24 protein-coding genes and 1 pseudogene are annotated in these 24,276 nt (G+C 59.9%); 16 read left to right on the forward strand and 9 right to left on the reverse strand.

The window, feature by feature from the left end; translation table 11 throughout:
* Positions 1-42 precede the first annotated feature (42 nt).
* From HB780_RS08725 to HB780_RS08750, 6 genes are all read left to right on the forward strand, one after another.
* Positions 43-1,578, forward strand: coding sequence for a sugar ABC transporter ATP-binding protein (locus tag HB780_RS08725; protein ID WP_183686913.1), 1,536 nt, complete (start codon positions 43-45; stop codon positions 1,576-1,578).
* A 10-nt stretch (positions 1,579-1,588) separates the two neighbouring features.
* On the forward strand, positions 1,589-2,593 hold the full coding sequence (locus HB780_RS08730) for an ABC transporter permease (protein WP_183686915.1): 1,005 nt from the start codon (positions 1,589-1,591) through the stop codon (positions 2,591-2,593).
* Positions 2,590-3,603: an ABC transporter permease gene (locus tag HB780_RS08735; protein ID WP_183686917.1), complete on the forward strand. Its 1,014-nt coding sequence runs from the start codon at positions 2,590-2,592 to the stop codon at positions 3,601-3,603. Before HB780_RS08730 ends, HB780_RS08735 begins: the two co-directional genes overlap by 4 nt.
* Positions 3,600-3,926 carry an L-rhamnose mutarotase gene (gene rhaM, locus HB780_RS08740; protein WP_183686919.1) on the forward strand — a complete coding sequence of 109 codons (327 nt, stop codon included), beginning with the start codon at positions 3,600-3,602 and terminating at the stop codon, positions 3,924-3,926. The genes HB780_RS08735 and rhaM overlap by 4 nt, the downstream gene beginning before the upstream one ends.
* Positions 3,923-5,308: an FGGY-family carbohydrate kinase gene (locus tag HB780_RS08745; protein ID WP_183686921.1), complete on the forward strand. Its 1,386-nt coding sequence runs from the start codon at positions 3,923-3,925 to the stop codon at positions 5,306-5,308. Before rhaM ends, HB780_RS08745 begins: the two co-directional genes overlap by 4 nt.
* Positions 5,309-5,412: 104 nt before the next feature.
* Positions 5,413-6,063: an HD domain-containing protein gene (locus HB780_RS08750; RefSeq protein WP_183686923.1), complete on the forward strand. Its 651-nt coding sequence runs from the start codon at positions 5,413-5,415 to the stop codon at positions 6,061-6,063.
* 43 nt (positions 6,064-6,106) lie between these two features.
* On the opposite strand, the gene HB780_RS08755 is transcribed toward HB780_RS08750, so the two are convergent.
* Both HB780_RS08755 and HB780_RS08760 read right to left on the reverse strand, forming a co-directional pair.
* On the reverse strand, positions 6,107-7,066 hold the full coding sequence (locus tag HB780_RS08755) for a GlxA family transcriptional regulator (RefSeq protein ID WP_183686925.1): 960 nt from the start codon (positions 7,064-7,066) through the stop codon (positions 6,107-6,109).
* A gap of 80 nt (positions 7,067-7,146) precedes the next feature.
* Complete coding sequence (locus HB780_RS08760; RefSeq protein WP_183689661.1) at positions 7,147-8,013, reverse strand: LysR family transcriptional regulator; 867 nt, start codon at positions 8,011-8,013, stop codon at positions 7,147-7,149.
* A 148-nt stretch (positions 8,014-8,161) separates the two neighbouring features.
* Between HB780_RS08760 and HB780_RS08765 the strand changes: the two genes are divergently transcribed.
* From HB780_RS08765 to HB780_RS08775, 3 genes are all read left to right on the forward strand, one after another.
* The gene (locus HB780_RS08765; protein WP_183686927.1) at positions 8,162-8,779 is read left to right on the forward strand and encodes a glutathione S-transferase family protein; all 618 of its coding nucleotides are present in this window, start codon (positions 8,162-8,164) and stop codon (positions 8,777-8,779) included.
* A gap of 49 nt (positions 8,780-8,828) precedes the next feature.
* Positions 8,829-9,836, forward strand: a complete 1,008-nt coding sequence (locus HB780_RS08770; protein WP_183686929.1) for a pyridoxamine 5'-phosphate oxidase family protein — start codon at positions 8,829-8,831, stop codon at positions 9,834-9,836.
* A 274-nt stretch (positions 9,837-10,110) separates the two neighbouring features.
* Positions 10,111-11,217 carry a branched-chain amino acid ABC transporter substrate-binding protein gene (locus tag HB780_RS08775; protein ID WP_183686931.1) on the forward strand — a complete coding sequence of 369 codons (1,107 nt, stop codon included), beginning with the start codon at positions 10,111-10,113 and terminating at the stop codon, positions 11,215-11,217.
* Between the two features lie 82 nt (positions 11,218-11,299).
* On the opposite strand, the gene HB780_RS08780 is transcribed toward HB780_RS08775, so the two are convergent.
* The 4 genes from HB780_RS08780 to HB780_RS08795 all read right to left on the reverse strand — a co-directional run bounded on the left by HB780_RS08780 (position 11,300) and on the right by HB780_RS08795 (position 15,336).
* Positions 11,300-12,124, reverse strand: a complete 825-nt coding sequence (locus HB780_RS08780) for a sugar phosphate isomerase/epimerase family protein (protein WP_183686933.1) — start codon at positions 12,122-12,124, stop codon at positions 11,300-11,302.
* Between the two features lie 30 nt (positions 12,125-12,154).
* Positions 12,155-13,330: a dihydrodipicolinate synthase family protein gene (locus tag HB780_RS08785; protein WP_183686935.1), complete on the reverse strand. Its 1,176-nt coding sequence runs from the start codon at positions 13,328-13,330 to the stop codon at positions 12,155-12,157.
* Positions 13,331-13,342: 12 nt separating this feature from the next.
* Positions 13,343-14,500 (reverse strand): Gfo/Idh/MocA family protein, encoded by a 1,158-nt coding sequence (locus tag HB780_RS08790; RefSeq protein WP_183686937.1) that lies wholly within the window; start codon positions 14,498-14,500, stop codon positions 13,343-13,345.
* A 128-nt stretch (positions 14,501-14,628) separates the two neighbouring features.
* Positions 14,629-15,336, reverse strand: a complete 708-nt coding sequence (locus HB780_RS08795) for a TetR/AcrR family transcriptional regulator (protein ID WP_183686939.1) — start codon at positions 15,334-15,336, stop codon at positions 14,629-14,631.
* A 283-nt stretch (positions 15,337-15,619) separates the two neighbouring features.
* Here HB780_RS08795 and HB780_RS08800 point away from each other — a divergent pair, with 283 nt between their 5' ends.
* Positions 15,620-16,828, forward strand: coding sequence for a TIGR03862 family flavoprotein (locus HB780_RS08800; RefSeq protein WP_183686940.1), 1,209 nt, complete (start codon positions 15,620-15,622; stop codon positions 16,826-16,828).
* A gap of 22 nt (positions 16,829-16,850) precedes the next feature.
* Here the strand turns inward: HB780_RS08800 and HB780_RS08805 are convergent, their stop codons facing one another.
* Positions 16,851-17,804, reverse strand: a complete 954-nt coding sequence (locus HB780_RS08805; RefSeq protein ID WP_183686942.1) for an NAD-dependent epimerase/dehydratase family protein — start codon at positions 17,802-17,804, stop codon at positions 16,851-16,853.
* 250 nt (positions 17,805-18,054) lie between these two features.
* Entirely contained in the window at positions 18,055-18,501 is a 447-nt protein-coding gene (locus tag HB780_RS08810; protein WP_183686943.1) for a winged helix-turn-helix transcriptional regulator, read from the reverse strand.
* 122 nt (positions 18,502-18,623) lie between these two features.
* Here HB780_RS08810 and HB780_RS08815 point away from each other — a divergent pair, with 122 nt between their 5' ends.
* Both HB780_RS08815 and HB780_RS08820 read left to right on the forward strand, forming a co-directional pair.
* Positions 18,624-18,920 (forward strand): YciI family protein, encoded by a 297-nt coding sequence (locus HB780_RS08815; RefSeq protein WP_183686946.1) that lies wholly within the window; start codon positions 18,624-18,626, stop codon positions 18,918-18,920.
* A 115-nt stretch (positions 18,921-19,035) separates the two neighbouring features.
* Positions 19,036-19,809 (forward strand): SDR family NAD(P)-dependent oxidoreductase, encoded by a 774-nt coding sequence (locus HB780_RS08820; RefSeq protein ID WP_183686948.1) that lies wholly within the window; start codon positions 19,036-19,038, stop codon positions 19,807-19,809.
* 117 nt (positions 19,810-19,926) lie between these two features.
* On the opposite strand, the gene HB780_RS08825 is transcribed toward HB780_RS08820, so the two are convergent.
* Complete coding sequence (locus HB780_RS08825; RefSeq protein ID WP_183686950.1) at positions 19,927-20,559, reverse strand: TetR/AcrR family transcriptional regulator; 633 nt, start codon at positions 20,557-20,559, stop codon at positions 19,927-19,929.
* A gap of 331 nt (positions 20,560-20,890) precedes the next feature.
* Between HB780_RS08825 and HB780_RS33475 the strand changes: the two are divergent.
* From HB780_RS33475 to rpsU, 4 genes and pseudogenes are all read left to right on the forward strand, one after another.
* Positions 20,891-21,016 (forward strand): annotated as a pseudogene (locus HB780_RS33475) (phospholipid methyltransferase); the annotation flags it as partial.
* A 136-nt stretch (positions 21,017-21,152) separates the two neighbouring features.
* The gene (locus tag HB780_RS08835) at positions 21,153-21,968 is read left to right on the forward strand and encodes an oxidoreductase (protein WP_183686954.1); all 816 of its coding nucleotides are present in this window, start codon (positions 21,153-21,155) and stop codon (positions 21,966-21,968) included.
* Positions 21,969-22,416: 448 nt separating this feature from the next.
* A complete protein-coding gene (locus HB780_RS08840; protein WP_183686956.1) occupies positions 22,417-23,412 on the forward strand; it encodes an aldo/keto reductase in 996 nt (331 codons plus the stop codon).
* Positions 23,413-23,673: 261 nt separating this feature from the next.
* Positions 23,674-23,919 carry a 30S ribosomal protein S21 gene (rpsU, locus tag HB780_RS08845; protein ID WP_183686958.1) on the forward strand — a complete coding sequence of 82 codons (246 nt, stop codon included), beginning with the start codon at positions 23,674-23,676 and terminating at the stop codon, positions 23,917-23,919.
* The last annotated feature ends 357 nt before the right edge of the window (positions 23,920-24,276 follow it).

Raw genomic sequence — 24,276 nt, forward strand, 5'->3', positions numbered from 1 at the left:
TCGGCCGCCGGACTTGGTTTCACCCTATTCGGTACATTGCTGATGACCACAGTCCTTCAACGACCCGCCACAGGTACGCCAATGGTGGACAGTACAGCCATTCTGGAAATGCGCGGCATTTCGCAGATCTTTCCCGGCGTGAAGGCGCTCGACGGCGTCAGCATCTCGCTCTACCCCGGCAAGGTCACCGCGCTTATCGGCGAAAACGGCGCCGGCAAGTCGACGCTCGTCAAGATTCTCACCGGCATCTATCGCCCGAACGAAGGTGAAGTTCTCGTCGACGGCAAGCCGACCACGTTTCATAACGCCCAGGCCGCCATCGACGCCGGCGTCACCGCCATTCACCAGGAAACCGTGCTCTTCGACGAGCTGACGGTCGCCGAAAACATCTTTCTTGGCCACGCGCCGCGCACGAAATTCCGCACCATCGACTGGAAGACGATGAACAGCCGGGCACGGCTGTTGCTGGAATCGCTGGAAAGCACCATCGATCCGTCGATCCGCCTGAAGGACCTCTCCATCGCGCAGCGCCATCTCGTGGCGATCGCCCGCGCGCTGTCGATCGAGGCCCGCATCGTCATCATGGATGAGCCAACCGCGGCTCTTTCCCGCAAGGAAATCGACGACCTTTTCCGGATCGTCGGCAACCTGAAGGCCCAGGGCAAAGCCATCCTCTTCATCAGCCACAAGTTCGACGAAGTCTATGAAATCGCCGATAATTTCGTCGTCTTCCGTGACGGCCGCGCTGTTGGCAATGGCCGGCTCAAGGAGACGCCGCAGGGCGAGATCGTCCGCATGATGGTCGGACGCGACGTGAAGGATGCTTTCCCAAAGGTACAAGTCGCCATCGGCGATACCGTGCTCGAAGTCGCCAACTATTGCCACCGCACCGAATTCCGCGACATTTCCTTCAAGCTGCGCCGTGGCGAAATCCTTGGCGTCTACGGCTTGATCGGCGCTGGTCGCTCCGAGCTCTGTCAATCACTGTTCGGCATCACCAGACCGCTCTCCGGTAAGCTGACGCTGAACGGCGAGGACATCCGTATCCATTCGCCGCAGGATGCCATCCGCGCCGGTATCGTCTACGTACCGGAGGAGCGCGGCCGTCACGGTCTGGCGCTGCCGATGCCGATTTATCAGAACATGTCGCTGCCGTCGCTCGGACGCACCTCGCGCAAAGGCTTCCTGAAGGCAGCCGACGAGTTCGCGCTCGCCCGCAAATATGCCGAACGGCTGGACCTGCGCGCCGCCGCCTTGTCGGTGCCGGTCGGCACGCTGTCAGGTGGCAACCAGCAGAAGGTTGTCATCGGCAAATGGCTGGCGACGCAGCCGAAGATCATCATCCTCGACGAGCCGACCAAGGGTATCGACATCGGCTCCAAGGCCGCCGTTCACGGCTTCATCAGCGAACTGGCAGCGGAAGGCCTCAGCATCATCATGATCTCCTCCGAACTTCCCGAAATCATCGGCATGTCGGACCGGGTTCTGGTGATGAAGGAGGGGCTATCGGCCGGCCTCTTCGATCGCGAGGGGCTGACACCGGAAACGCTGGTTCGCGCCGCCACGGGCAATGCATAGGGAGGATTGGATGCCACGCATCCTCAAAAGACGCGAAACGCTGCTTTTTGCCATCATCATCGTGATGATCGCGGGCTTTGCGACGCGCGCGGCCGGCTTTGCCGAGCCTAGCAATCTCGCCAACATCTTCAACGACACCTCTATCCTGATCATCCTGGCGCTGGCGCAGATGACCGTCATCCTGACGAAATCGATCGATCTTTCCGTCGCCGCCAATCTCGCCTTCACCGGCATGGCTGTTGCGATGCTGAACGCCGCTTATCCCGACCTGCCGCTGATCATCCTGGTGATCACCGCCATCGGCATGGGCGCGGCGCTCGGCGCCATCAACGGCTATCTCGTCTGGGCGCTGGAAATCCCGCCGATCGTCGTGACGCTCGGCACGCTGACCATCTATCGCGGGATGGCCTTCGTGCTGTCCGGCGGCGCCTGGGTCAACGCCCATCAGTTCACGCCGGAATTCCTCAGCGTACCGCGCACGCCTCTGCTCGGCCTGCCCGTGCTTGCCTGGATCGGCATTGCCATCGTGCTGATGATGTATTTCGTGCTGCGCTATACACGCTTCGGTCGCTCGGCCTATGCCAGCGGCGGTAATCCGGTCGCGGCGGTCTATGCCGGCATCGATGTCGGCTGGACGCGCTTCCTTGCCTTCGTGCTATCGGGGGCGCTGGCGGGTCTTTGCGGCTATCTCTGGGTGTCGCGCTACGCCGTCGCCTATGTCGACATCGCCAATGGTTTCGAGCTCGACAGCGTCGCCGCCTGCGTCATCGGCGGCATCTCGATTGCCGGAGGCGTTGGCTCAGTCGCCGGTACCGTGCTCGGCGCGCTGTTCCTCGGTGTGATCAAGAACGCCCTTCCCGTCATCGGCATTTCGCCGTTCACGCAGATGGCGATCTCCGGAACCGTCATCATCTTCGCCGTTGTCTTCAACGCCCGGCGTGAACGCAATCGCGGCCGCATCATCCTTCGGGATCAGGCGGCGAAAGAAGCCTCGATCAAGGAGGTCACCGCATGAGCATCGTTTCAGAAGCCCCTACGGAAAAGCGCAGCATTCCCGATCGTCTCGGCACGCCGTTCAAACGGATACTGGCCAGCTGGGAGGTGCTGTTGCTCGGTGTCGCCATCGCGATCTTCATTTTCAATTCGCTGGCGTCACCCTACTTCCTCGATCCGTATAATCTCTCGGACGCAACGTTCAATTTCACTGAGAAGGCAATGATCGCCTTTGCCATGGCGCTGCTGGTCATCGCCGGCGAAATCGACCTTTCGGTTGCCGCCATCATCGCGCTTGCCTCGACCGCCATGGGCGCTGCCGCACAGGCAGGCGTCGATACGGTCGGCCTCGTTGCCATCGGGCTCGGGGTCGGATTGCTCTGCGGCCTCTTCAACGGCTTCCTCGTCTCCGGGCTGAAACTGCCCTCGATCGTCGTCACCATCGGCACGATGAGCCTGTTTCGCGGCATTTCCTATATTGTGCTCGGCGACCAGGCTTACGGCAATTATCCCGACAGCTTCGCCTATTTCGGCCAGGGCTATGTCGTCTGGGTGTTCTCCTTCGAATTCGTCCTCTTCATCGTGCTGGCAATCATCTTCGCGATCGTGCTGCATGCCACCAATTTCGGCCGGCAGGTCTATACGATCGGCAATAATGATTTCGCCGCGCGCTTCTCCGGCATCCCGGTCGAGCGGGTCAAATTCATCCTGTTCCTGCTGACCGGCCTGATGAGCGGCATCGCCGCCGTGTGCCTCACCTCACGCCTCGGCTCGACGCGACCATCGATCGCGCTCGGCTGGGAGCTGGAAGTCGTGACCATGGTCGTCCTCGGTGGCGTCTCGATCCTCGGCGGCTCCGGTACGATCGGCGGCGTCGTCATCGCCGCCTTCGTCATGGGTCTTGTGACCTTCGGCCTCGGCCTGCTCAACGTACCCGGCATCGTCATGTCGATCTTCATCGGCCTGCTCCTGATCATAACCATCGCCCTGCCGATCGTCGCAAAACGCATCAAGACCATGAGCTCCAAATGACCGCATCTCTCGAACGCCACGCTTTCAAGATGACGCTCAATCCCGGCATGGAAGCCGAGTACCGGAAGCGCCATGACGAGATCTGGCCGGAACTGGTCGAGCTACTGCATCAGGCCGGTGCCAGCGACTATTCCATCCATCTCGACCGCGAGACCAACACGCTATTCGGCGTCCTCACGCGACCCAGGGATCACACGCTAGCGAGCCTTCCAAACCACCCCGTCATGAAGAAATGGTGGGCGCATATGGCCGATATCATGGCCACCAACCCCGACAACTCGCCCGTTCAGAGCGATCTCGTCACGGTCTTTCATCTGCCATGACCGCTACGCCAACCTATCGCCGCATCGCCGTTCTCGACATCGGCAAGACCAATGCCAAGGTGGTGGTGCTCGACGCACAAAGTGGCGCCGAGATCGCCGCCGTGCGAACCGCCAATACCGCGCTGAAGACTGGCCCCTATCCGCACTACGATATCGAGCGGCTGTGGGATTTCGCGATCGCGGCACTAAAGGGATTTGCTGAAACACCCGGCTTTGATGCGATATCGATCACCACCCATGGCGCCTCGGCCGTGCTTCTTGCCGCAGACGGCAGTCTTGCCATGCCGGTGCTCGACTACGAGCACGCCTATCCGGACGCCGTGCGCGATGCTTATGAGCGCCTGCGTCCACCCTTCAGCGAGACCTTTTCGCCGAAGCTTTCGGGCGGACTCAATGTCGGCGCGCAGATCCATTATCAGAAGAGCCAATTTCCTGATGATTTCGCCAGTGCCCGCGCCATCCTTACCTATCCGCAATACTGGGCCTTCCGGCTGACCGGCGTCGCCGCCAACGAGGTAACCTCGCTCGGCTGCCATACCGATCTCTGGAATCCGACGACCGGAGCCTATTCCTCGCTCGTCGATACGCTCGACATTCGTCCCCTGATGGTGCCGATCCGCTCGGCCTTCGACGCTCTCGGACCTGTCCTGCCCAGGGTCGCCACGGAGATCGGCGTGGATACGCCGGTTCCGGTCCATTGCGGCATTCACGATTCCAATGCCTCGCTGCTGCCGCATCTGGTGGAGAACGAGGCGCCCTTCGCTGTCGTATCGACCGGCACCTGGGTAATCAGCTTCGCCGTCGGCGGCGATCTCGAGCATCTCGATCCCAAACGCGATGCGCTCGCCAATGTCGATGCCTATGGCCGCGCGGTCCCTTCCTCGCGCTTCATGGGCGGGCGAGAATTCGAGATTCTCGCGGGCGAAATCGGGCAGGCGGATCCCGATGCCATCGAAGCTTCGCTCGAGACCGTGATCGGCAAGGGCCTCATGCTGCTGCCAAACGTGGTCGAGGGATCCGGCCCCTTCCCCGGCAAGAAAATGCGCTGGATCGGTGATGCATCTGTAAGCCCTGCGGAACGGCTCGCCGCCGCCAGCCTTTATCTGGCGCTGATGACGCAAGCCTGCCTCGGTCTGATCGGCGCCAAGGGGCCGATTTTTGTCGAAGGACCTTTTGCCCTCAACCGGGCCTATCTTTCAGCGCTTTCAGCGCTGACGGGGTCCGATGTCGTAGCCCTACCCGGCTCGACGGGGACCAGCCAGGGCGCCGCGCTGCTGACCGGCATCAGGCCAGCCGCTGCGATGGCGAGCCAGCCTATCCGGGCCGAGCTGCGGGGTCTGCAAAACTACCGCGAAGCTTGGCTCCGGGCATTGGCAGAATAAACGCCTCCTTTGTCCGAAATCCACGCATCGCTTCAATTGCGCTGAAAGGCACCTTTCACGATCATCTCCGCATCTGCTGATTGGCACGACAAGGAGAATTGACCATGACCCAGGCAACCGAAACTATCGCCGGAATCAGGATACCGGACAGCCAGATGGCAAAGGCGGCGACGGAGTTGGTGCGTGACACCGAAACCGACCTTCTCTACCACCACTCCCGCCGTGTCTTTCTATTCGGCGCACTGACGGGAGAGCGCAAGAAGCTCAAATACGATCCGGAACTGCTGTATATCGGCACCATGTTCCATGATATGGGCCTGTTCGACTCCCACGCCAGCGAGACCGAGCGTTTCGAGGTCGATGGCGCCAACGCCGCTCGTGACTTTCTGAAGGCCTATGACATATCCGAGCGCGATGTCGAGGATGTCTGGGATTCGATCGCATTGCACACAACACCCGGCATTCCGCAGCACAAGCGCCCGACAGTCGCTCTCGTCACCGCCGGCGTCGAGATGGACGTGCTCGGCATTGCCTATCATGATTTCACCGAAGAGCAGCGCCATGAGGTCTGCACCTGCCATCCGCGCGGCCTGAAATTCAAGCACGGCATTCTCTCGGCCTTCTGCTACGGCACGATCAAGAAGCCGGACACCACCTTCGGCAACGTCAAGGCCGACGTGCTGGAGCGCATGGATCCGACCTACAAGCGAGTGAATTTTGCCGAAATGATCATGGATTCGGCCTGGGATAGCTGATCCCAACCAAAGGCCCGCAGGACATGGTGTCCGCGGGCCACGCCTAGCTCCGCCTGAAACTCGCTCGATATTGGTTTGGCGTCACGCCCAGACGCTTCGCAAAGACCTGCCGCATGCGCTGAACGTTGCCGAAGCCGCATTCGAAGGCGACGGCTTTCAGCGCAAGATCGCTTCCCTCCAGCAGATTGCGTGCCGCATCGACGCGCGCCTGTTCAACAAATTCGGCCGGCGTCGTCTGAGCCTGCTGCACGAAAGTACGCGCGAAACTCCGCGGGCTCATGCCTGCCCGTTCCGCGAGATCGGAAACCGAGAGGCGGTCAGGCAGATGCGCCATGACATGCTGATAGACCTTGGCGATCGGGGAGCCCTCTTCCGCCGGCGCCGCAATGTAGGGGCTAAACTGCGACTGGCCGCCTTGCCGCTGTGCAACGACGACAAGGCGTTTGGCAACGGCGAGCGCGACAGGAGCGCCATGATCCTCATTGATGATGGCAAGGCCAAGATCGATGCCCGCAGTGACGCCAGCAGAAGTCAGAAGCGCGCCATCGCGGATATAAATTCGATCGAAATCTACATTCGCCTCGGGAAACATCCGTGCCAGAACCGGCGCGTTCTGCCAGTGGGTGGTTACCCGCCGGCCCGCAAGAAGTCCCGCATGACCAAGCGCGAAGGCACCGGTACAGATCGAACCATAGCGTGCGGCCGCGCCGACGATCCTGTGCAGACAGGCGATCATTCGTGGGTCGGGTGCTGCTGCGGGAAGCTCCGGCCCTCCTGCAACCAACACCATATCGAAGCCGGGCTGCACCTCCTCATAGGTAATGTCCGGCGCCAGAAGCATGCCGTTCGAGGCGCGGAACGGCTGCCGCTCAGGGCCAATCAAGGTCACGCGATATCCGGCGCCCGCCGCGATGAACGCATTCGCTTCGACGAATACATCCAGCGGACCGGAGACGTCGAGGGCCTGCACCCCAGGAAAAATGATCATCGCGACCGATCTCATAGAAACGGCACTCCCTCCAATCAAATAGGCAACGAAACGCGGTACATCGATATTCGGTGTTGCCGTATATCGCGTGGCAATTATCGAAAGCGCAGTTGTTCCACGGCAAAGTCGACAAAGGCTCGCGTCTTCGCAGAGACGTGCCGGCCCTCGGGATGCACGACATGGATCGGCAACGGTTCCTCCTCGAAATCCTCCAGAATAATGCGCAATCGATCCTCCGCAATTGGTTTTGCAACCTGATAGGAAAGTGCGCGTGCCAGGCCCCAACCGCTCGATGCCGCCGAAATCGAGGCTTCGACCGAGTTGCAGAACAAACGCGGATGGAGAGCAGGAGAGAACTTGCCCTCGAGACCAAAATGCCAATCGAGCCGCGCGGATGAACCGGTGTTTGCAATGATCGTGTGGCCGACGAGATCGGCGGGGGTCTGCGGGACGCCATTGCGCTCGAAATAGGATGGCGCGCCACAAACGACACGGCGCACGGTGCCGACCTTGGTAGCATTGTAGCTGGAATCCGGCAGGCGGCCGATGCGCACGGCGACATCGATCCCCTCTTCCACCAGATTGACGATGCGATCGAACAGCAGCACGCGGCCTGTGACCGCCGGATGCAGGGCCAGAAACGCTGTGACGATGGGCATTACGTAATATTGCCCGAACAGCACCGGCGCCGTGACGGTCAACATGCCGGAGGGCGTCGCGTAAGAGCCCCCAGCCGAGGCCTCGGCCTCATCGATATCGCTGAGAATACGGCGACAATCCTCGACATAGTGACGGCCCTGCGCCGTCAGTTTCACCGAACGCGTCGAGCGCAGGAACAGCCGCGCGCCGGTCACCTCTTCGAGAAAGGCGACAGCACGGGTCACGACCGGCGGGCTTATGTGCAGCTGCCGCGCCGCATCGGCGAAACTACCGGCATCGGCCACCTTCACCAGCACCTTCATGCATTGCAGCCTATCCAATGGTCTCTCCTGCCGTAAGCGAGATTATTTCGTATTCTGGAATAGTTTCTTGTTCACTATCGTACTTCTGTTCTCAGGTGGGAACAATCATCTTTGGGTCCGGCCCATCCCGCAACCCGGAGACTAAAACATGAAGCTCTATTCCCATCCGCTGTCTGGCCATTCCCACCGCGCCCGCCTGTTCCTCTCGTTGATCGGTGTTAGCGCCGATATCGTCGAGGTCGATCTCGCTAAAGCCGCGCACAAGACGCCGGAATTCCTGGCGCTCAATCCTTTCGGGCAAGTTCCAGTGCTGGAAGACGACGGTGTCATCGTGCCAGACTCCATCGCCATCCTGGTCTATCTCGCCAAGACATACGCTGAAAAGAGCTGGCTGCCGGAAGACGCGGCTGGTGCTGCCGCCGTACAGCGCTGGCTCTCCGTGGCCTCCGGTCAAATCGCCTACGGCCCTTGTGCTGCACGCCTTGTCACCGTCTTCGGCGCCAAGTTCGATGCCGATGAGGTGATCGCTCGCGCCCATGCCATCCTGACGCTGATCGACGCTGAGCTTGCCAGCCGCCGATGGATCGCGGCCGATCACCCAACGATCGCCGACGTCGCGCTCTATAGCTACATCGCCCGCGCGCCGGAGGGCAATGTCGACCGCTTTCGGTACCACAACGTCACCGCATGGCTTGCCCGCCTCGAAGCCCTTCCGGGTTTCTACCCCTTCCAGAAGACCCAGATCGGCATTGCCGACGCAGCCTGAGAACCACCCCGGAAACGTTGAACCTCCCCATGTTTTGAAAGGTCAGATCATGTTCACCGCCGACAAAGCCGAAAATGACTCTCCCTGGCATGCCGGGGAAATCGCCCTGCAGGAAACGGCTGGCGTGGCGGAACGAATGAGTGAAATCGGCCAGCGCGTGCTGCGCGATCACCTGATCGATCAGCACCGCGACTTCTACCCGCAACTGCCGTTCATCGTGCTTGGCAGCGTCGATGCTACAGGCGACGCCTGGGCGACGCTGCGGGCCGCCCGTCCTGGCTTTCTGCATAGTCCGGACATCCATACGCTGAGTCTCGACCTTACCCGTGACCCGGCCGATCCCGCCGATGCGGGCATGGAGGATGGCAGCGCTATCGGCATGCTGGGGATCGAGCTTCATACGCGCCGGCGCAACCGGCTCAACGGCACGATCAGCCGGCACGGAGACAATGGCTTTGAAGTCAACGTCGATCAGGCTTTCGGCAATTGTCCTAGATATATCCAGCTGCGGGACTTCACCTTCGTCCGCGATCCGTCTGAACGGACGGATCAGTTGGCGTTGCATCTGACCGAACTTGACACCAGGGCAAAGGAGATGATCGCCGGCGCCGACACCTTCTTCGTTGCCTCCTATGTGGATCGCGAGGGCGGGCAAAGACAGGTGGACGTGTCTCATCGCGGCGGCAAAGCTGGTTTTGTGCGGGTCGGCGGTGACGGCGTCCTGACCGTTCCGGATTTTGCCGGCAACCTGTTCTTCAACACGCTCGGCAATTTCGTCCTCAATCCGAAGGCCGGGCTGGTCTTTGCTGATTTCGACCGCGGCGAACTGCTGCAACTCACCGGCGAGGCAAAGGTCGTTCTGGATTCGCCGGAGATCGCCAGCTTTCAGGGCGCGGAAAGGCTGTGGCGCTTCACGCCACACAGGATTATCCGCCGTCCGGGTGCGTTGCCGCTGCGCTGGAAATTCCATGAGAACGGCTGGTCGCCCAGTTCGCTGATGACCGGGAGCTGGGATGCCGCCAGCGACGGAGCTGATGGTGATCAAAAACAGCTTTAACCCGTCAAATTCTACGGGCAGGCGCTTAGTAAAAACTCTCAGAAACTCGTCAGATTGTCCTCATGGCGGTTATTTTCTTGCGGAATCGCCGTAATATTCCTACAGAAACTACCCACGTGAACGCTTTTGAGGTCAAAAATGTCCAAAAGCGTTCATCGGCCTCGATGTAACTTCCTGTCTCCATTTCAGGGCGCCTTGCGGCAGTTCGCGCGCCACGACAGGCCATTGCGGCGGGTTCAAAGGGCGCTGCCGCGCCCATCCGAGGAGAGAGAAAATGAGTCTGAAGACATTGACCGCAGCGACCTTCGTCGCCTCGCTGGCCTTTGCGCCGCTCGCGCATGCCGATATCACCATCGGCCTGATCGCGCCGCTGACCGGGCCGGTCGCCGCCTATGGCGATCAGGTCAAGAATGGCGCAGAAACCGCGATCGAGGAAATCAACAAGAGCGGCGGCGTTCTCGGCCAGAAGCTCGTCCTGAAGCTCGGTGACGATGCCGGCGATCCGAAGCAGGGCGTATCCGTCGCAAACGGTTTCGTCGGTGACAGTATCCGTTTCGTCGTTGGTCCCGTGACCTCGGGTGTCGCCATTCCGGTTTCGGATGCGCTCTCTGAAAACGGCATCCTGATGGTGACGCCGACCGCGACCGCCCCAGATCTCACCAAGCGTGGTCTCACCAATATCCTGCGTACCTGCGGCCGCGACGACCAGCAGGCGACCGTCGCTGCGGATTACGTGCTGAAGAACTTCAAGGACAAGAAGATCGCCATCCTCAACGACAAGGGCGCCTATGGCAAAGGCCTGGCGGACGCCTTCAAGGCAACGCTCAATGCCGGCGGCGTGACCGAAGTTGTCAACGACTCGTTGACCCCCAATGAAAAAGACTACAGCGCGCTGACGGCAAAGCTGAAGCAAGCCGGCGTCGACCTGATCTACTTCGGCGGCTATCATCCGGAAGCCGGCCTGCTTGCCCGCCAGCTGCATGACATCTCCGTCAAGGCGCAGATCATTGGCGGCGACGGCCTTTCCAACACCGAATATTGGGCAATCGCCAATGATGCCGCTGCCGGCACGATCTTCACCAACGCGGCCGATGCCCTGAAGAGCGCGGATTCTCAGAGCGCCGTCGCCGCACTGAAGGCACGCAACATTCCGGCGGAAGCCTTCACGCTCAACGCTTATGCCGCCGTGCAGGTGTTAAAGGCCGGTATCGAAAAGGCTGGCAGTGCAGACGACGCGGAAGCCGTCGGCGCTGCGCTGAAGAAGGGCGAGTCGATCGACACCGCCATTGGCAAAGTTACCTACGGCGAAACCGGCGACCTGACCTCGCAGAGCTTCTCGCTCTACAAGTGGGAAGGTGGCAAGATCGTTTCGGCCGAATAAGCCGTCTCAATCAAGTCTTCAATGTTTTGCCGGGCCACATGTGGCCCGGCATTTTTATGTCCAACGATACTTACGACCCGTATCAGCAGACGGTGCGGAAACGATCAACGCAGGTGGAGAGGACTTCCTCCCCCGGCTTTTTCCACCAGTTCGCTTCCGAGAAGATTTCCACCTCCTGCGCGCCGACATAGCCGGCCTTTTCGATGGCGGCGCGGATGCGCTTCAGGTCGATGACACCGTCGCCCATCATGCCGCGGTCGAGCAGAAGATCCGTGGTCGGCACCAGCCAATCGCAGATATGGTGCGCCAGGATCTGGCCATTGGCGCCAGCGCGGGCGATCTGCTCATAAAGCTTCGGATCCCACCAGACGTGATAGACGTCGATGGCGACACCGACGCCCTCACCCAGCAGGTCGCAAATGTCGAGTGCCTGCTCCAGCGTGTTCACGCAGGCACGGTCGGCGGCATACATCGGATGCAGCGGCTCGATCGCCAGCGGAATGCCGGCGCTGCGGGCATGCGGCAGGATTGTCGCGATACCATCCGCCACCATTTCACGAGCTTGGCCGATGTCTTTTGACCCCTTCGGCAGGCCGCCAACGACAAGCACGAGGCAATCGGCATTCAACGCAGCCGCCTCGTCGATCGCCCGCTTATTGTCATCGATCGCCGCTTTCAAGCCCTCGGCATCGGCCGCCGGAAACATGCCGCCACGGCAAAGGCCGGTGACCTGGAGCCGGTTATCGGCCACGATCTTTGCAGCCTCGGCAAGGCCGATCTTATGCACCTGGTCGCGCCACGGCGCGATCGCGACGATATCCTGCTTCAGGCAGGCCTCGACCGCCTGAAGCAGGTCATATTGCTGGCGCACGGTCGCAAGATTGATGGAAAGGCCCGATATAGCCATGCAGATGATCCTCCCAGATCCTGTCCTCGATTAGGCGACGCCGACCGTTGCAAGGATCGTCTTCATCCGCTGCACGGCAAGATCCGGATCCCTCAGAACACGCGCCGTATCGGCCAGGCGGAAAAGCTCCGAAAGATGCACGATGGAGCGCGTGCTTTGCTGGCCGCCCAGCATCTGGAAATGATCCTGAAAGCCATTGAGATAGGCGAGGAAGACGACGCCGGTCTTGTAGAAGCGCGTCGGCGCCTTGAAGATGTGGCGTGACAGCGGAACGGTCGGCGCCAGTATCTGATGGAAAGCATCGAGATCATTCTGAGCGAGCTTGGAGAGGGCCGCACTTGCCGCCGGCGCAATCGCGTCGAAGATGCCGAGCAGCGCATGCGAATAACCCTGGCTGTCGCCGGCGATCAGTTCTGCATAGTTGAAATCGTCTCCGGTATACATCTTGATCGCCGGGTCGAGACGGCGACGCATAACGATCTCTTTTTCGGCCGACAGCAGCGAGATCTTGACGCCATCCACCTTGGAGGCGTTGTCGTTGATGATGGCGACGACCGTCTCCATGGCGCGCAGATCGTCCGATGAGCCCCAATAGCCTGCCAGCGCCGGATCGAACATCGAGCCGAGCCAATGGATCATCACCGGCTCCTTCACCTGTCCGAGAATGCGGTTATAGACGCGGATGTAATCATCCGGCCCCTTGGCGGCGGCGGCAAGCGCACGGCTCGCCATCAGGATGATGCGCCCACCCTGGCCTTCGACGAAGGCGACCTGCTCCTCATAGGCGCGGATGACGTCATCGATGGTGACGTCGGGGCCGGGCGCCAGATGATCCGTGCCGGCGCCATAGGCGATCAGCGCGTCCGGACGATTGCGGGCGGCCGATTGTGCGTGGGTGATCAACTCCTTGGCCCCGGTCCAGTCGAGGCCCATGCCGCGCTGCGCCGTGTCCATGGCTTCCGCCACGCCGAGACCGAGATCCCAGAGATATTCGCGAAACGCGATCGTCCGCTCCCAGTCGATGTTGCGATCGAGCCAGGGATCGTTGTCGGCCAAGGGATCGACAACGATGTGGGCAGCCGCATAGGCAACACGGTTGAACCGATGGCCAGTAACCGGGCGCTCCGGCGGGCTGAGCGGCGTGTTGGCGACGGTGAAATCGGCAAGCTTACCGTCAGCAGTCGGTAAACGAAGGGTCTTCGTCATGGTCTCGCTCTCCTAGCGGGCGGCAAGTGCCGGGACGTCGATCCAGCGGCGCTCCACCCAGCTCTTCTGAGCAAGCTCGGCAAGCTGAACGCCCTTTGCACCCTCACGCAAAGTGAATCTCCACGGTGCGTCCTCAACGACATGGCGCAGGAAATCCTCCCACTGCACCTTGAATCCGTTGTCGAAGGGCTGCGTATCCGGCACTTCGTCCCAGGTATTGAAAAAATCGATCGTCTGCGGTTGATCGGGGTTCCAGACTGGCTTCGGCGTGTTGACGCGATGCTGCGTGAAGCAGCGCATCAGGCCACAAACCGCCGAACCATGCGTACCGTCGACCTGAAAGGTGACGAGATCGTCACGACGGACGCGCACGGCCCAGGAGGAATTGATATGCGCGACGATGCCACCCTCAAGCTCAAAAGTGGCATAGGCGGAATCGTCGGCATCGGCGACATAGGTCTTGCCATTTTCGTCAACACGGCTTGGAATATGGGTCGCGCCGTAGCAGCTGACTGCTTTGACTTCGCCGAAGAGATTGTCGAGCACATAGCGCCAATGCGGCAGCATATCGAGGATCATCCCGCCGCCCTCGGCCTTGCGGTAGTTCCAGGAGGGCCGCTGCGCCTTCACGCCCCAGTCGCCCTCGAAGACCCAATAGCCAAACTCGCCGCGCACGGAGAGGATCTTGCCGAAAAAGCCGCTGTCGCGCAGCATGGCGATCTTGCGAAGGCCCGGCAGAAAGAGCTTGTCCTGCACCACACCATTCTTGACGCCGCGGCGCTCCGCCGAAGCGGCAACCGAAAGCGCCTCGTCCAGCGTCTCGGAAATCGGCTTTTCGCAATAGACATGCTTGCCGGCGGCAATCGCCCGCTCCAGCAGGGCGACGCGCATCTGCGTCGAGCCGGCGTCGAAGAAGATCGTGTTGTTCGGATCGGCAAGGGCGCCGTCGAGATCGGTGGTCGTCTTGGCGACACCATGCTCGCGCGCGATCTCCGCGATTTTTTCGGCGTTGCGGCCGACCAGAGTCGGCTCGGGCATCAACCTGTCGCCGTTCGCGAGCAGCACGCCGCCCTGATCACGGATCGCCAGAATCGAGCGCACCAGATGCTGATTGTACCCCATGCGGCCGGTGATGCCGTGCATGATGATGCCGATCGGCTTTGTCGCCATAAGTCATTCCTCCCGTAAATAACTATATAGTTACATAACTGACACGACAAAGCGCCGCTGTCAACGACCGTCGTCAACGGTTGCTGCGGCAAAAATGTTGATTGGCTCAAATCGGGCGGCGCGCGGTCCTAGGGACGCAGATAGGCGAAAATGACCTCGATGATATGTTCGCCCCAGGCATCAATTTCCGACTTTTCGGAGAGGTTTCGCTGAAAAATCGTCGACAGCGTCCAGCGGTTCGTCAGGAAGAACGAGCCAAGCGCCGCGATGCTCATATAGATCTTGACGGGATCGCAGTCGGAACGGAAATCGCCGGTCGCAACACCGCGCCCGAGCAGGCCGGAAATCTCCGCAACCAGCGGCGAATGCAGCTCGAAAATCCGGGCCGAGCGCTTCAGGAAGCGGGCCTTCTGCATGTTCTCCGTGCTGAGAATGCCGAGGAATTCCGGATGATCCAGGAAATATTTCCATGTGAAAACAACCAGCTCCCGCATGCCCTCCGTGGGGCTGCGATGCGAGAGATCAAGCCTTGCTTCCGCTGAACGAATGGCAACATAACTGCCCTCGAGGACCGCGACATAGAGCGCGTCCTTGCCACCGAAATAATGATAAAGCATGCGCTTGTTGATCTTGGCGCGCTCGGCAATGGCATCGACCCGGGCGCCACCATAGCCACGCTCGGCAAACTCCTTGGTAGCCGCCGCCAGGATCGCCTTGCTCGTGCGCTCCGCATCTCTAAGCCGCGGCCGCTCGACGGGCGGGCTCGATATCGCTTGGCCGGCGGCCTCGACATCAACGCTCTTCGATCGGCTCTTTGCGGTTTTGGCTTCAGACATCAAAGTTCCCGGCTACATTGGGCAAGGCCGGTGCGGCCTTCTCGTCACCGACAAGTAACCGATCGGCGCGCAAGTTGACAGTCTCCCACAAAACGGAGACCTGAGTAACTACATAGTTATATAAATTTCTGCTTTTGCGAAAGCGACCTGGCTCGTCGGTCACCCCCCTATCCAAGCCTGCCCATCAGCCCACGGGCAAGCGAAGCCGATTAGCCGAAACCGCCTTGCTTTCGACGGCCGCTCGGCCCAAGACAACACAAACGAAGCAATATCGGACGGCTCCATGACGGATAAACAGATTGTGATCATCGGTGGTGGGCCAGCCGGCCTGATGGCGGCCGAAGTGTTGTCTCTTTCCGGTCATCAAGTCACCGTCTATGACAGCATGCCGACCGTCGCCCGCAAATTCCTGCTCGCAGGGAAATCCGGCCTCAACATAACCCATTCCGAGGATTTTGCCCGCTTTGCCAATCGTTTCGGCCCTGCCTCCGAACGGCTGCGTCCTGCCCTCGACGCCTTCACGCCCGACGATATCAAAGCCTGGACGGCGGGGCTCGGTACGGAGACATTCACCGGCTCCTCCGGTCGAGTTTTTCCAAAGGCGATGAAGGCCTCGCCGCTGCTGCGCTCCTGGCTTGGCAGGCTGGAGGCACAGGGCGTCAGGATTTTGACGCGGCATCGCTGGTCGGGCTTCGCCGAAGACGGCTTCATCTTCGAGACACCCGAGGGACGAAAAATCGTGCATTGCGACGCGGTGCTACTGGCGCTCGGCGGCGCCAGCTATCCCCGGCTCGGTTCCGACGCCGGTTGGATCGATTGGCTGCGAGACAAGAGCGTCGATATCCGCGATTTCCAGCCCGCCAATTGTGGCTTCGACGTCGCCTGGAGCGCAATCTTCAAGGAGCGCTTCGCCGGCATACCGCTGAAGGCGGTCACGGCAACATCCGATGCCGGGACCTTTCCCGGCGAGTTCGTCATTTCCCAACACGGCATCGAAGGCAGTCTTGTCTATGCCCATGCTGCATGCCTGCGCGACCGGCTCGCAAGCGACGGCAAAGCAGCGCTGCTGCTCGATCTCGCACCCGGCCGGACAATGGAACGGCTGTCGCGCGACCTGGCGCGGCAGGATACAAAAGCCAGCCTCTCCAATCGTCTCCGCAAAGGTGCTGGGATCGAGGGCGTCAAGACGGCGTTGCTACGGGAACTCGCCCCTCCGACTGCTCTCGCAGATCCGGTGCAGCTATCGCGGCTGATCAAGGCCCTGCCGATTCCGCTTCTGAAACCGCGTCCCATCGCCGAGGCCATTTCGTCCGCCGGCGGCATCCGCTGGGATGGTATCAACGACGGATATATGTTGAAGGCCCTTCCCGGCGTCTTCGTCGCCGGGGAGATGCTCGACTGGGAAGCGCCAACCGGCGGCTATCTCCTCACTGCCTGCTTCGCCACCGGACGCGCCGCGGCGAGAGGAATGGAAGCCTGGCTGCGGCGATAGCCTCCTCGCTACGCGAGCGCCGTCATCCGATCCGCCCATTCGCCATCAGCCATGCCACCGACTCCTGTACGGCCTGCAACGAGGTATAGCGTGGCGCATAACCGAGAAGACGTTGAGCCTTGGCGATAGAGCAATTGGGGCTGCGGGCGATATGCTCCCAGGTCGCCGTCGCATCCTCCGGCGTCTGCCCTTCCGCCCATTTGTCATAGGAAAGAAACTCCAGTTTCGGCTCATGGCCGAACCAGCGCGACATCGCTTCGGCATAGCCTCGAAGCGTCAGCGCGCCATTAGAAACCGCATGAAAACTCTCGCCGGTGGAGGCCCGCCAATTGGCGATCGCGCCCATGAACATCTGGGCGACATCGTCGGCATGGACATGGTGGACCGTCTCCAGGCCGAAATTCGGCAATGCGAGCGTTTCGCCGCGCGCCAGGGTCGAAAAGGCAGAAAGATTGAAATGGCCAGCCGGATTGAGCGGCGCCCAACCGGGGCCGACGATATGGCCGGGGTGGATCAGCGTGGTGGGAAAGCCCTTGTTGCGCGCCTCGCCCAGCAGATAGGTCTCGATGGCGGCTTTCTGAATTCCATAGTCGCCGAAGGGCCGCTTCGGCGCCTCCTCAAGTGTCGGCACGACGGTGGGATAACCGTGCGTCCAGATCGTGCCCGTATGCAGGAAGTGGCCGACATGGCCGGACAGCGTTTCGGTCAGATGCCGGGCACTTTCCAAGGTGAAGCAGATCATGTCGATGACGATATCGGCCTTCAGCCCCCGGATCGCCAGCCCGAAACTGCCGTCCTTTTCCATTGCCGCACGATCCATCGACACTTGCTCGACATCATCCCAGGCTCGGTTCGGCGAATAGGGCTTCGCCTGGCCGCGACTGATCGCAACCACCTCATGCCCGGCTTCGACCAGTCGCGGCACGAGATAGGTGCCGATATGGCCGGTTGCGCCGATGATCACTGCACGCGTCATGATGTCCTCCCAAGGATATTTTCAAAATTGGATGATGCCGAAATCCGGAATGAAGAAAACGATTGGCCTAGAGAATAGGCGCAAGTTCCACCTTGTCATCCCCGAACGGAAGACGACGGCATCTTTCTTATGACCGCCACCCGCACGCAGCGTGACTGATCCGCTTCGCGGTCCTCATCCTCGGAGCGCCTTCCGGATGCAGCAGAAATGCATCGCGTCGTAAGGATAGGCCACCCTTTGGTCCAGTTGCTTACGCGTTGGATGTTGCCTTGGGCATGACGATGCGGATGGGACGAGTGCCGATCGGTGCACCGGTCACACGGTCTATGGTAACGGGGTCGATTTCTGTGCCGTTCTCTGCATCGAAGAACCGAGTGACATCGCCGCCGTTGCGATGCTTGCGCCCCCAGGCACCAAGGGCAAACAGCACAGGAAGGAAATCCTGACCGGCTGGTGTCAGCACATATTCATCCCGAGGCGGCCGCTCGGAGTAGCGCCGTTTCTCCAAAAGCCGTTCCTCCGTCAGCGCAGCCAGGCGGCTGGTCAGCATAGTCGGCGCGATGCCCAAGTTCTTGCGGAACTCATCGAAACGAGTGGATCCGGCATGGGCGTCGCGCATGATCAGCATGCTCCAGGCGTCCCCGACCAAGGCAAGACTGCGGGCGATCAGGCAGGGCTGGTCTGAAAGATTCTTCATGTTGGTATCTTTTTAATAGTGACTTGATTTGAATTTGATAGTAACTCATGACGCATCGATGTTCCATCACAAAACGGGACATTGCCTGCCACGGCACGTCACGGCAACTCAGGAGCCACGCTATGAAATACTACCTTTGCAAGTACATTCCGCCGCGCGCGGACTTTCTGGCCACGATGACCGCCGACGAACAGCAATGGATGAAACAGCACGGGGCCTTTCTTGATGAGCGGCTCAACGAAGGAAAGATCGTCGCCCACGGCCCCGTAATGGATCCAGCCGGCGGTTACGGTGTCTCGCTCTACCAGATTGCCGATGACCAAGACATTCAGGCGATCACGTCAGAGGATCCCATCGTCAAGAATGGTGCCGGCCACTATGAGCATCATCCCATGCTCCATTTGAAGGCGCGTGGCTAACGCAGCCCAGGAGCTGGATTGCTTTTGGGCATCGGCCAACGCCGTTCGAAACACTTTTCAAGATCACCCACCGGCAGTTGATCCAGCCGCTGAGATTATGAGCAGGAAAACACCCATGACAACCGCACTCATTACTGGCGCATCGAGCGGTATCGGTGCCGTCTACGCACGCCGCCTCGCAGCCCGTGGTCATGATCTGGTCCTTGTCGCTCGTGCGACTGATCGCCTGAACACGCTCGCCGAAGAACTCCGAGGCGCGCACGGAGTTGTAATCGAGGTCATCACCGCGGACCTCATCGACGGCCCACAGCTTGACAAGGTGATCGATCGTCTCCGTTCCGACCCACCGATCGACATCCTGGTCAACAAGGCTGGCGCCGGTTTGATGGGCGGCTTCACAGCCGCCGATCCCGATCAGATGTACAAGCTGCTGCGGCTCAACGTCCTCGTCCCGACGCTGCTGACATCGGCGGTGATAGGTAAAATGGTGGAACGCGGCAGCGGTTCAATCATCAACATCGCCTCCGTACTGGCGCTTCTGCCAGAATATTCGGCGGGGATCTACGCGGCCACTAAATCCTATCTGATGACGCTGTCGCAGAGCCTGGCCGCCGAAGTCACCGCAAAGGGTGTCTATGTGCAGGCCGTACTGCCCGCAGCGACACGCACGGAAATCTACGACCGCGCCGGCGGCGATATCAGCAAGGTTCCCAATGTCATGGAAGTGGAGGATCTCGTCGATGCCGCACTGATCGGCTTTGACCGCAAGGAACTCGTCACCATCCCGCCGGTCCCTGACGCTGCCGCATGGGATCCATTCGAACAGGCGCGCTTCGCATTGGCACAGGGCTTCAGCAATTCTGAACCGGCCGCAAGATACCGCGCGTAATCATTACGTGGCGCCGGCTCTGGATCGGGGTCGGCGCAATTGAACTTGGCCTTCCCAGTCGGTCGCCCGCAAGCGATCCGACTGGGAAGGCTCTTTTTCAGCGGACTGGTGACAGACTTACCGCGGGTTTGTCACCGGCCAATGAAAGCTCAGCATCGATGGCAGCAACGTTCCCAGCAGCTCTGCTTCCGGATTTTCGCTTTTGAGCACAAAAGAAAATTTGTCTTCGATCGCCATATGGGCAATCCCGTGGATCGTGGACACAGCCGAAACGATGCCTGGGTGCGCGGCCTGTTCAAGATCGGGCCGAAAAGGCGATCCGTAATATTCCGCGGCGGCGAGAACAAAGGCCGTCATCGCTGTATAGACGGCAGGTTCAAAGTCGGGGTGATGTCGGTTCACGAGATCCTTGCGGCAGATCAGGCGGAAATGCCCGGGATTGTCGAGAGCATATTTGACATAGGCCGATCCCACAGACTGAAGCCTCTGCGCGGCGGTTTGGTCTTCAACAAGAGCGTCGGACATGTATCGAGCAAGCTCTGCATAGGCCGCGATCGCCACCTCGGTGAGAAGCCCGACCATGCTGCCAAAATGATGTTTTGGCGCGCCGGGAGACACACCGGCCCGGCGGGCCGCCTCCCTTAAGGAAAATCCCTCAACGCCGCTTTCCCGGATGATCTCATCGGACGCGGCAATCAGAGCCGAACGGAGTTCTCCGTGGTGGTAGTTGTCCCGCGCTGTCACGTTCACGTTCAAGTCCTCAAAAAATTTTCGCCACCATCTATACACCGTTCAAATTTCCCTTTACAAGGAAAATATACAGTGTATAGATCGCATCTGTCCAGTTCACGCATAACCGAAATTTCAGGGATTTGCACCCATGAGTAAATCAGTCGCTCTTACCGAGAAAATACCCTCGCGGGTTTGTCGCTCGTCCGAGCAACTGGATTTTTTTCGGGCGTGGATCGCGAACCCGCTGCGTGTAGCGTCTGTCGTTCCATCGAGTTCACACCTTGCGATGGCGATCACGCAGGAGATTTCTGCGGCGACCGGTGGAATGCTTGAACTCGGTCCCGGCAACGGCCCAACCTGCCCGGTCCCTCGCAGACTGCTGGATCGTCTTGGATTGAAGGCGGTCCGGCTGAGCTGGACATACGCCAATTTCCCGCCGGCCAGCGTCTACAAGATCACACGCAGGCAGGTGCTGAACTAAGTCTCACCCTTAACCTCTCCAACAATCGGGTTCCAACCGGGCGATCTCATCAGGTCGCCTGATCCGAAACGACGACCAAAACATCTCACACCCCATTGCCCTTGGTGGCACCACTTGAAGGAAAAATGAAATGAGCAACAACAATCGCGGCGTCGCCGTCATCACAGGTGCAGCGTCCGGTATCGGTCTCGCCACGGCAAAAGCCCTCGTAACTGCTGGCTACCGCGTCTTCGGAACCAGCCGCAAGGCGACGGTCGGCTCTGCCAATGGCATAACAATGTTGACGTGTGACGTGACGGACGATCAATCCGTCGTGAGCATGATCGCCGAGGTCATGAAGCAGGCTGGCCGCATCGACCTGCTTGTCAACAATGCCGGCGGTGCCTTGATCGGGGCAGCGGAGGAATCCTCCGTCGAACAGGCTCAGGCCCTTTTCGACCTCAACGTATTCGGCATCATTCGTGTCACCAATGCGGTTTTGCCGATCATGCGAAACCAGCACAGCGGCCGCATCATCAACATCAGCTCGGTTGTCGGCTTTATTCCGAGCCCGTTCAGCGCGCTCTACACCGCGACAAAACACGCGGTTGAAGGCTACTCCGAATCCCTCGACCATGAAGTTCGCTCGCTGGGAATCCGCGTTCTGCTCGTCGAACCTGCATTTACACGCACATCTCTAGATCATAACTCGACCCAGCCCGACCGGATGATCGATGTTTACGACGCAGGCCGTAAAACGACCGAAGCCGTCTGGAACAGCGCTATCCAGGCGGGTGATGCGCCCGAGGTTGTCGGTGCCGCTGTCGTCACCGCGGCCACCGCCAAATCGCCGAAGCTCCGCTACCCCGCCAGCAAGGCGGCCCGCCAGCTGTACTTCCTACGTCGCTTTGTTCCTGCGAATGCCTTCGACAAGAGCCTCCGCAAGCAGATGAAGTTGCCGGTCTGATAAGACCAATCCAGACGGACCAGCATACCTCCTCCACCGGCCAGGTGCGCGGCGATATTCCGCTCCGAGGAAATATGAAAATGTCACACGGAGCGCGCCTGAACCGCGCGCTCCGTCCCCTGGATAGCGTGATTGCGAAGAAAGCATCGCTGACTTCAAATCGATGAGGCTATCGGGCCGATGGTTTACAAGCGGCTATCCTACCAAATGCCGACCACCGACGTCCGCACTTGTGTCGAAGATGCGTGCTCGGCGGCAACCCGATCGACATAAGCACCACATGCTTGCAATCAGTGCACCTGCGTCGGCGCTGCCCTTTTCCGGCACAGAACTCTCAGTCTGAACGGCTGTTTTTCATCCGTGAAAAATATGCTGCGGATTTGGCGGTATACAGTCCGCTCTGTCATCCCTATCTCGTATTCAACGGTAGATGATCGAGGAGGATGCGATGCTGACGAAACCTGACAAGGTCACGACGATCAGTCTTTGGAATGGGCACGAGATTCCACGGCTCGGCATGGGCTGCTGGGCGATCGGCGGACCGTTCTACGCAGGCGATGTGCCACTTGGCTGGGGAGAGGTCGACGACGATGAGTCGATCCGCGCTATTCATCGCGCCGTTGATCTCGGCATCCGCTTCTTCGATACGGCTTCGAACTATGGGGCGGGACATTCCGAGAAGGTTGTCGGCCGCGCTATTGGTAATCGCGACGATATTGTCATCGCCACGAAGTTCGGTTTCGCAACCGACGAGGAGAGCAAGCAGGCGACCGGGGCCTTTGCCGATCCCGCCTTCATTCGTCAGTCTGCCGAGACGTCACTGAAGCGGTTGAAGCGTGAGCGGCTGGATCTGCTGCAGTTTCACCTGAACGACTTTCCGTTGGAGGCGTCCGACGAGGTCTTCGAAACGCTTGAAGCCCTGAAAGCTGAAGGTAAAATCGATGCGTTCGGTTGGAGCACTGATTACACTGATCGCGCCGCCCGGCATGCCCGGCGGAAGGATTTCGTTTCCGTCCAGCACACGATGAACGTTTTCGAGCAGGTTCCGGACATGATCGATGTGGTCGAAAAGAACGGCCTGATCTCTATCAATCGCGGCCCGCTGGCTATGGGACTTCTCAGCGGTAAGTTCACAGCTGAAAAGACCGTTGGCGCAAAGGACGTTCGCGGCGCGAGCCTTGATTGGATGATCTATTTCAAGGATGGCAAAATCGCGCCGGAATTTGCAGCACGGCTGGATGCTGTGCGCAACCTGCTGACGGCGGATGGACGCACGCTGACGCAGGGTGCACTTGCCTGGCTCTGGGCGCGCTCCGGCCGTACATTGCCGATACCGGGCTTCCGGACCGTTGCACAGGTGGAGGAAAATGTCGGGGCATTGCAGAAAGGCCCGCTGGCGCAGGACGTGATGGACGGTATCGACGAGGCCCTCGCCGGCCTTTAGGCGCGATTGCGGACATTGAACGCCCAGCTCCCAGGCCAGTCCTTGATGACCCTCATCCCCTCGATCTGATTGCTACCACACGGCGTGAGGCTCCAGCCAAAGACCTAACCAGACATGCACCGGCCCACAAATAGGCGGATACCGCCCTTATGTTCTCAAATCACTGCGGAAGGGGTGCGAAGTATCATTGCCAAGCCCTCCGCTCTGAGTGTATGGACTGTCACCGAAACATATGAAACAGCTACATCAGGGGAAAAAAGCTTGCAAGTCCTTGTTAGAGACAACAATGTCGATCAGGCGCTACGCTTTCTGAAGAAGAAATTGCAGCAAGAGGGTGTTTTCCGGGAAATGCGGATTCGCGAGTCCTATGAAAAGCCTTCCGAAAAGCGCGCTCGCGAGAAGGCTGAAGGGATTCGCCGTACACGCAAGCTCGCACAAAAGAAACTGAACCGCGAGCTCGGCATAAGTACCGCTAAAAAACCTAAGACGGCTACCCGCTCTAAGTAGCTGTAACCTAGTCTCCATCAAAAGCGTCCTCAGTTCCGAATTGACCCGGAAGCGGCCGACCGATGCTGAACTATGTTCAGCGGACCTATTTTCTTGATAGTGTTCCCAAGGATCGGATCGCCATGCGTGTTGCTTCGGGCCTGGTTGACGAAATGATTGAGCATGTGTCGACGAGCAGTTTGGTAGCGCCCTCAAGGCCTACCGAAACTGGGAGTGTTCCGTTGTGAATCGGCAACGAACATTGCTCCCAGTGGATTTGGCATTAAGCGCCTGATCATGCTGATCGACTGGTGGCACTGCGGGGTCATCGTCGGCGCCGCGCACGCGTGCGCCGATTTCCAAAATAGCCTCGAAAAT

The organism is Rhizobium lusitanum (assembly GCF_014189535.1).
Lineage (GTDB): Bacteria > Pseudomonadota > Alphaproteobacteria > Rhizobiales > Rhizobiaceae > Rhizobium > Rhizobium lusitanum_C.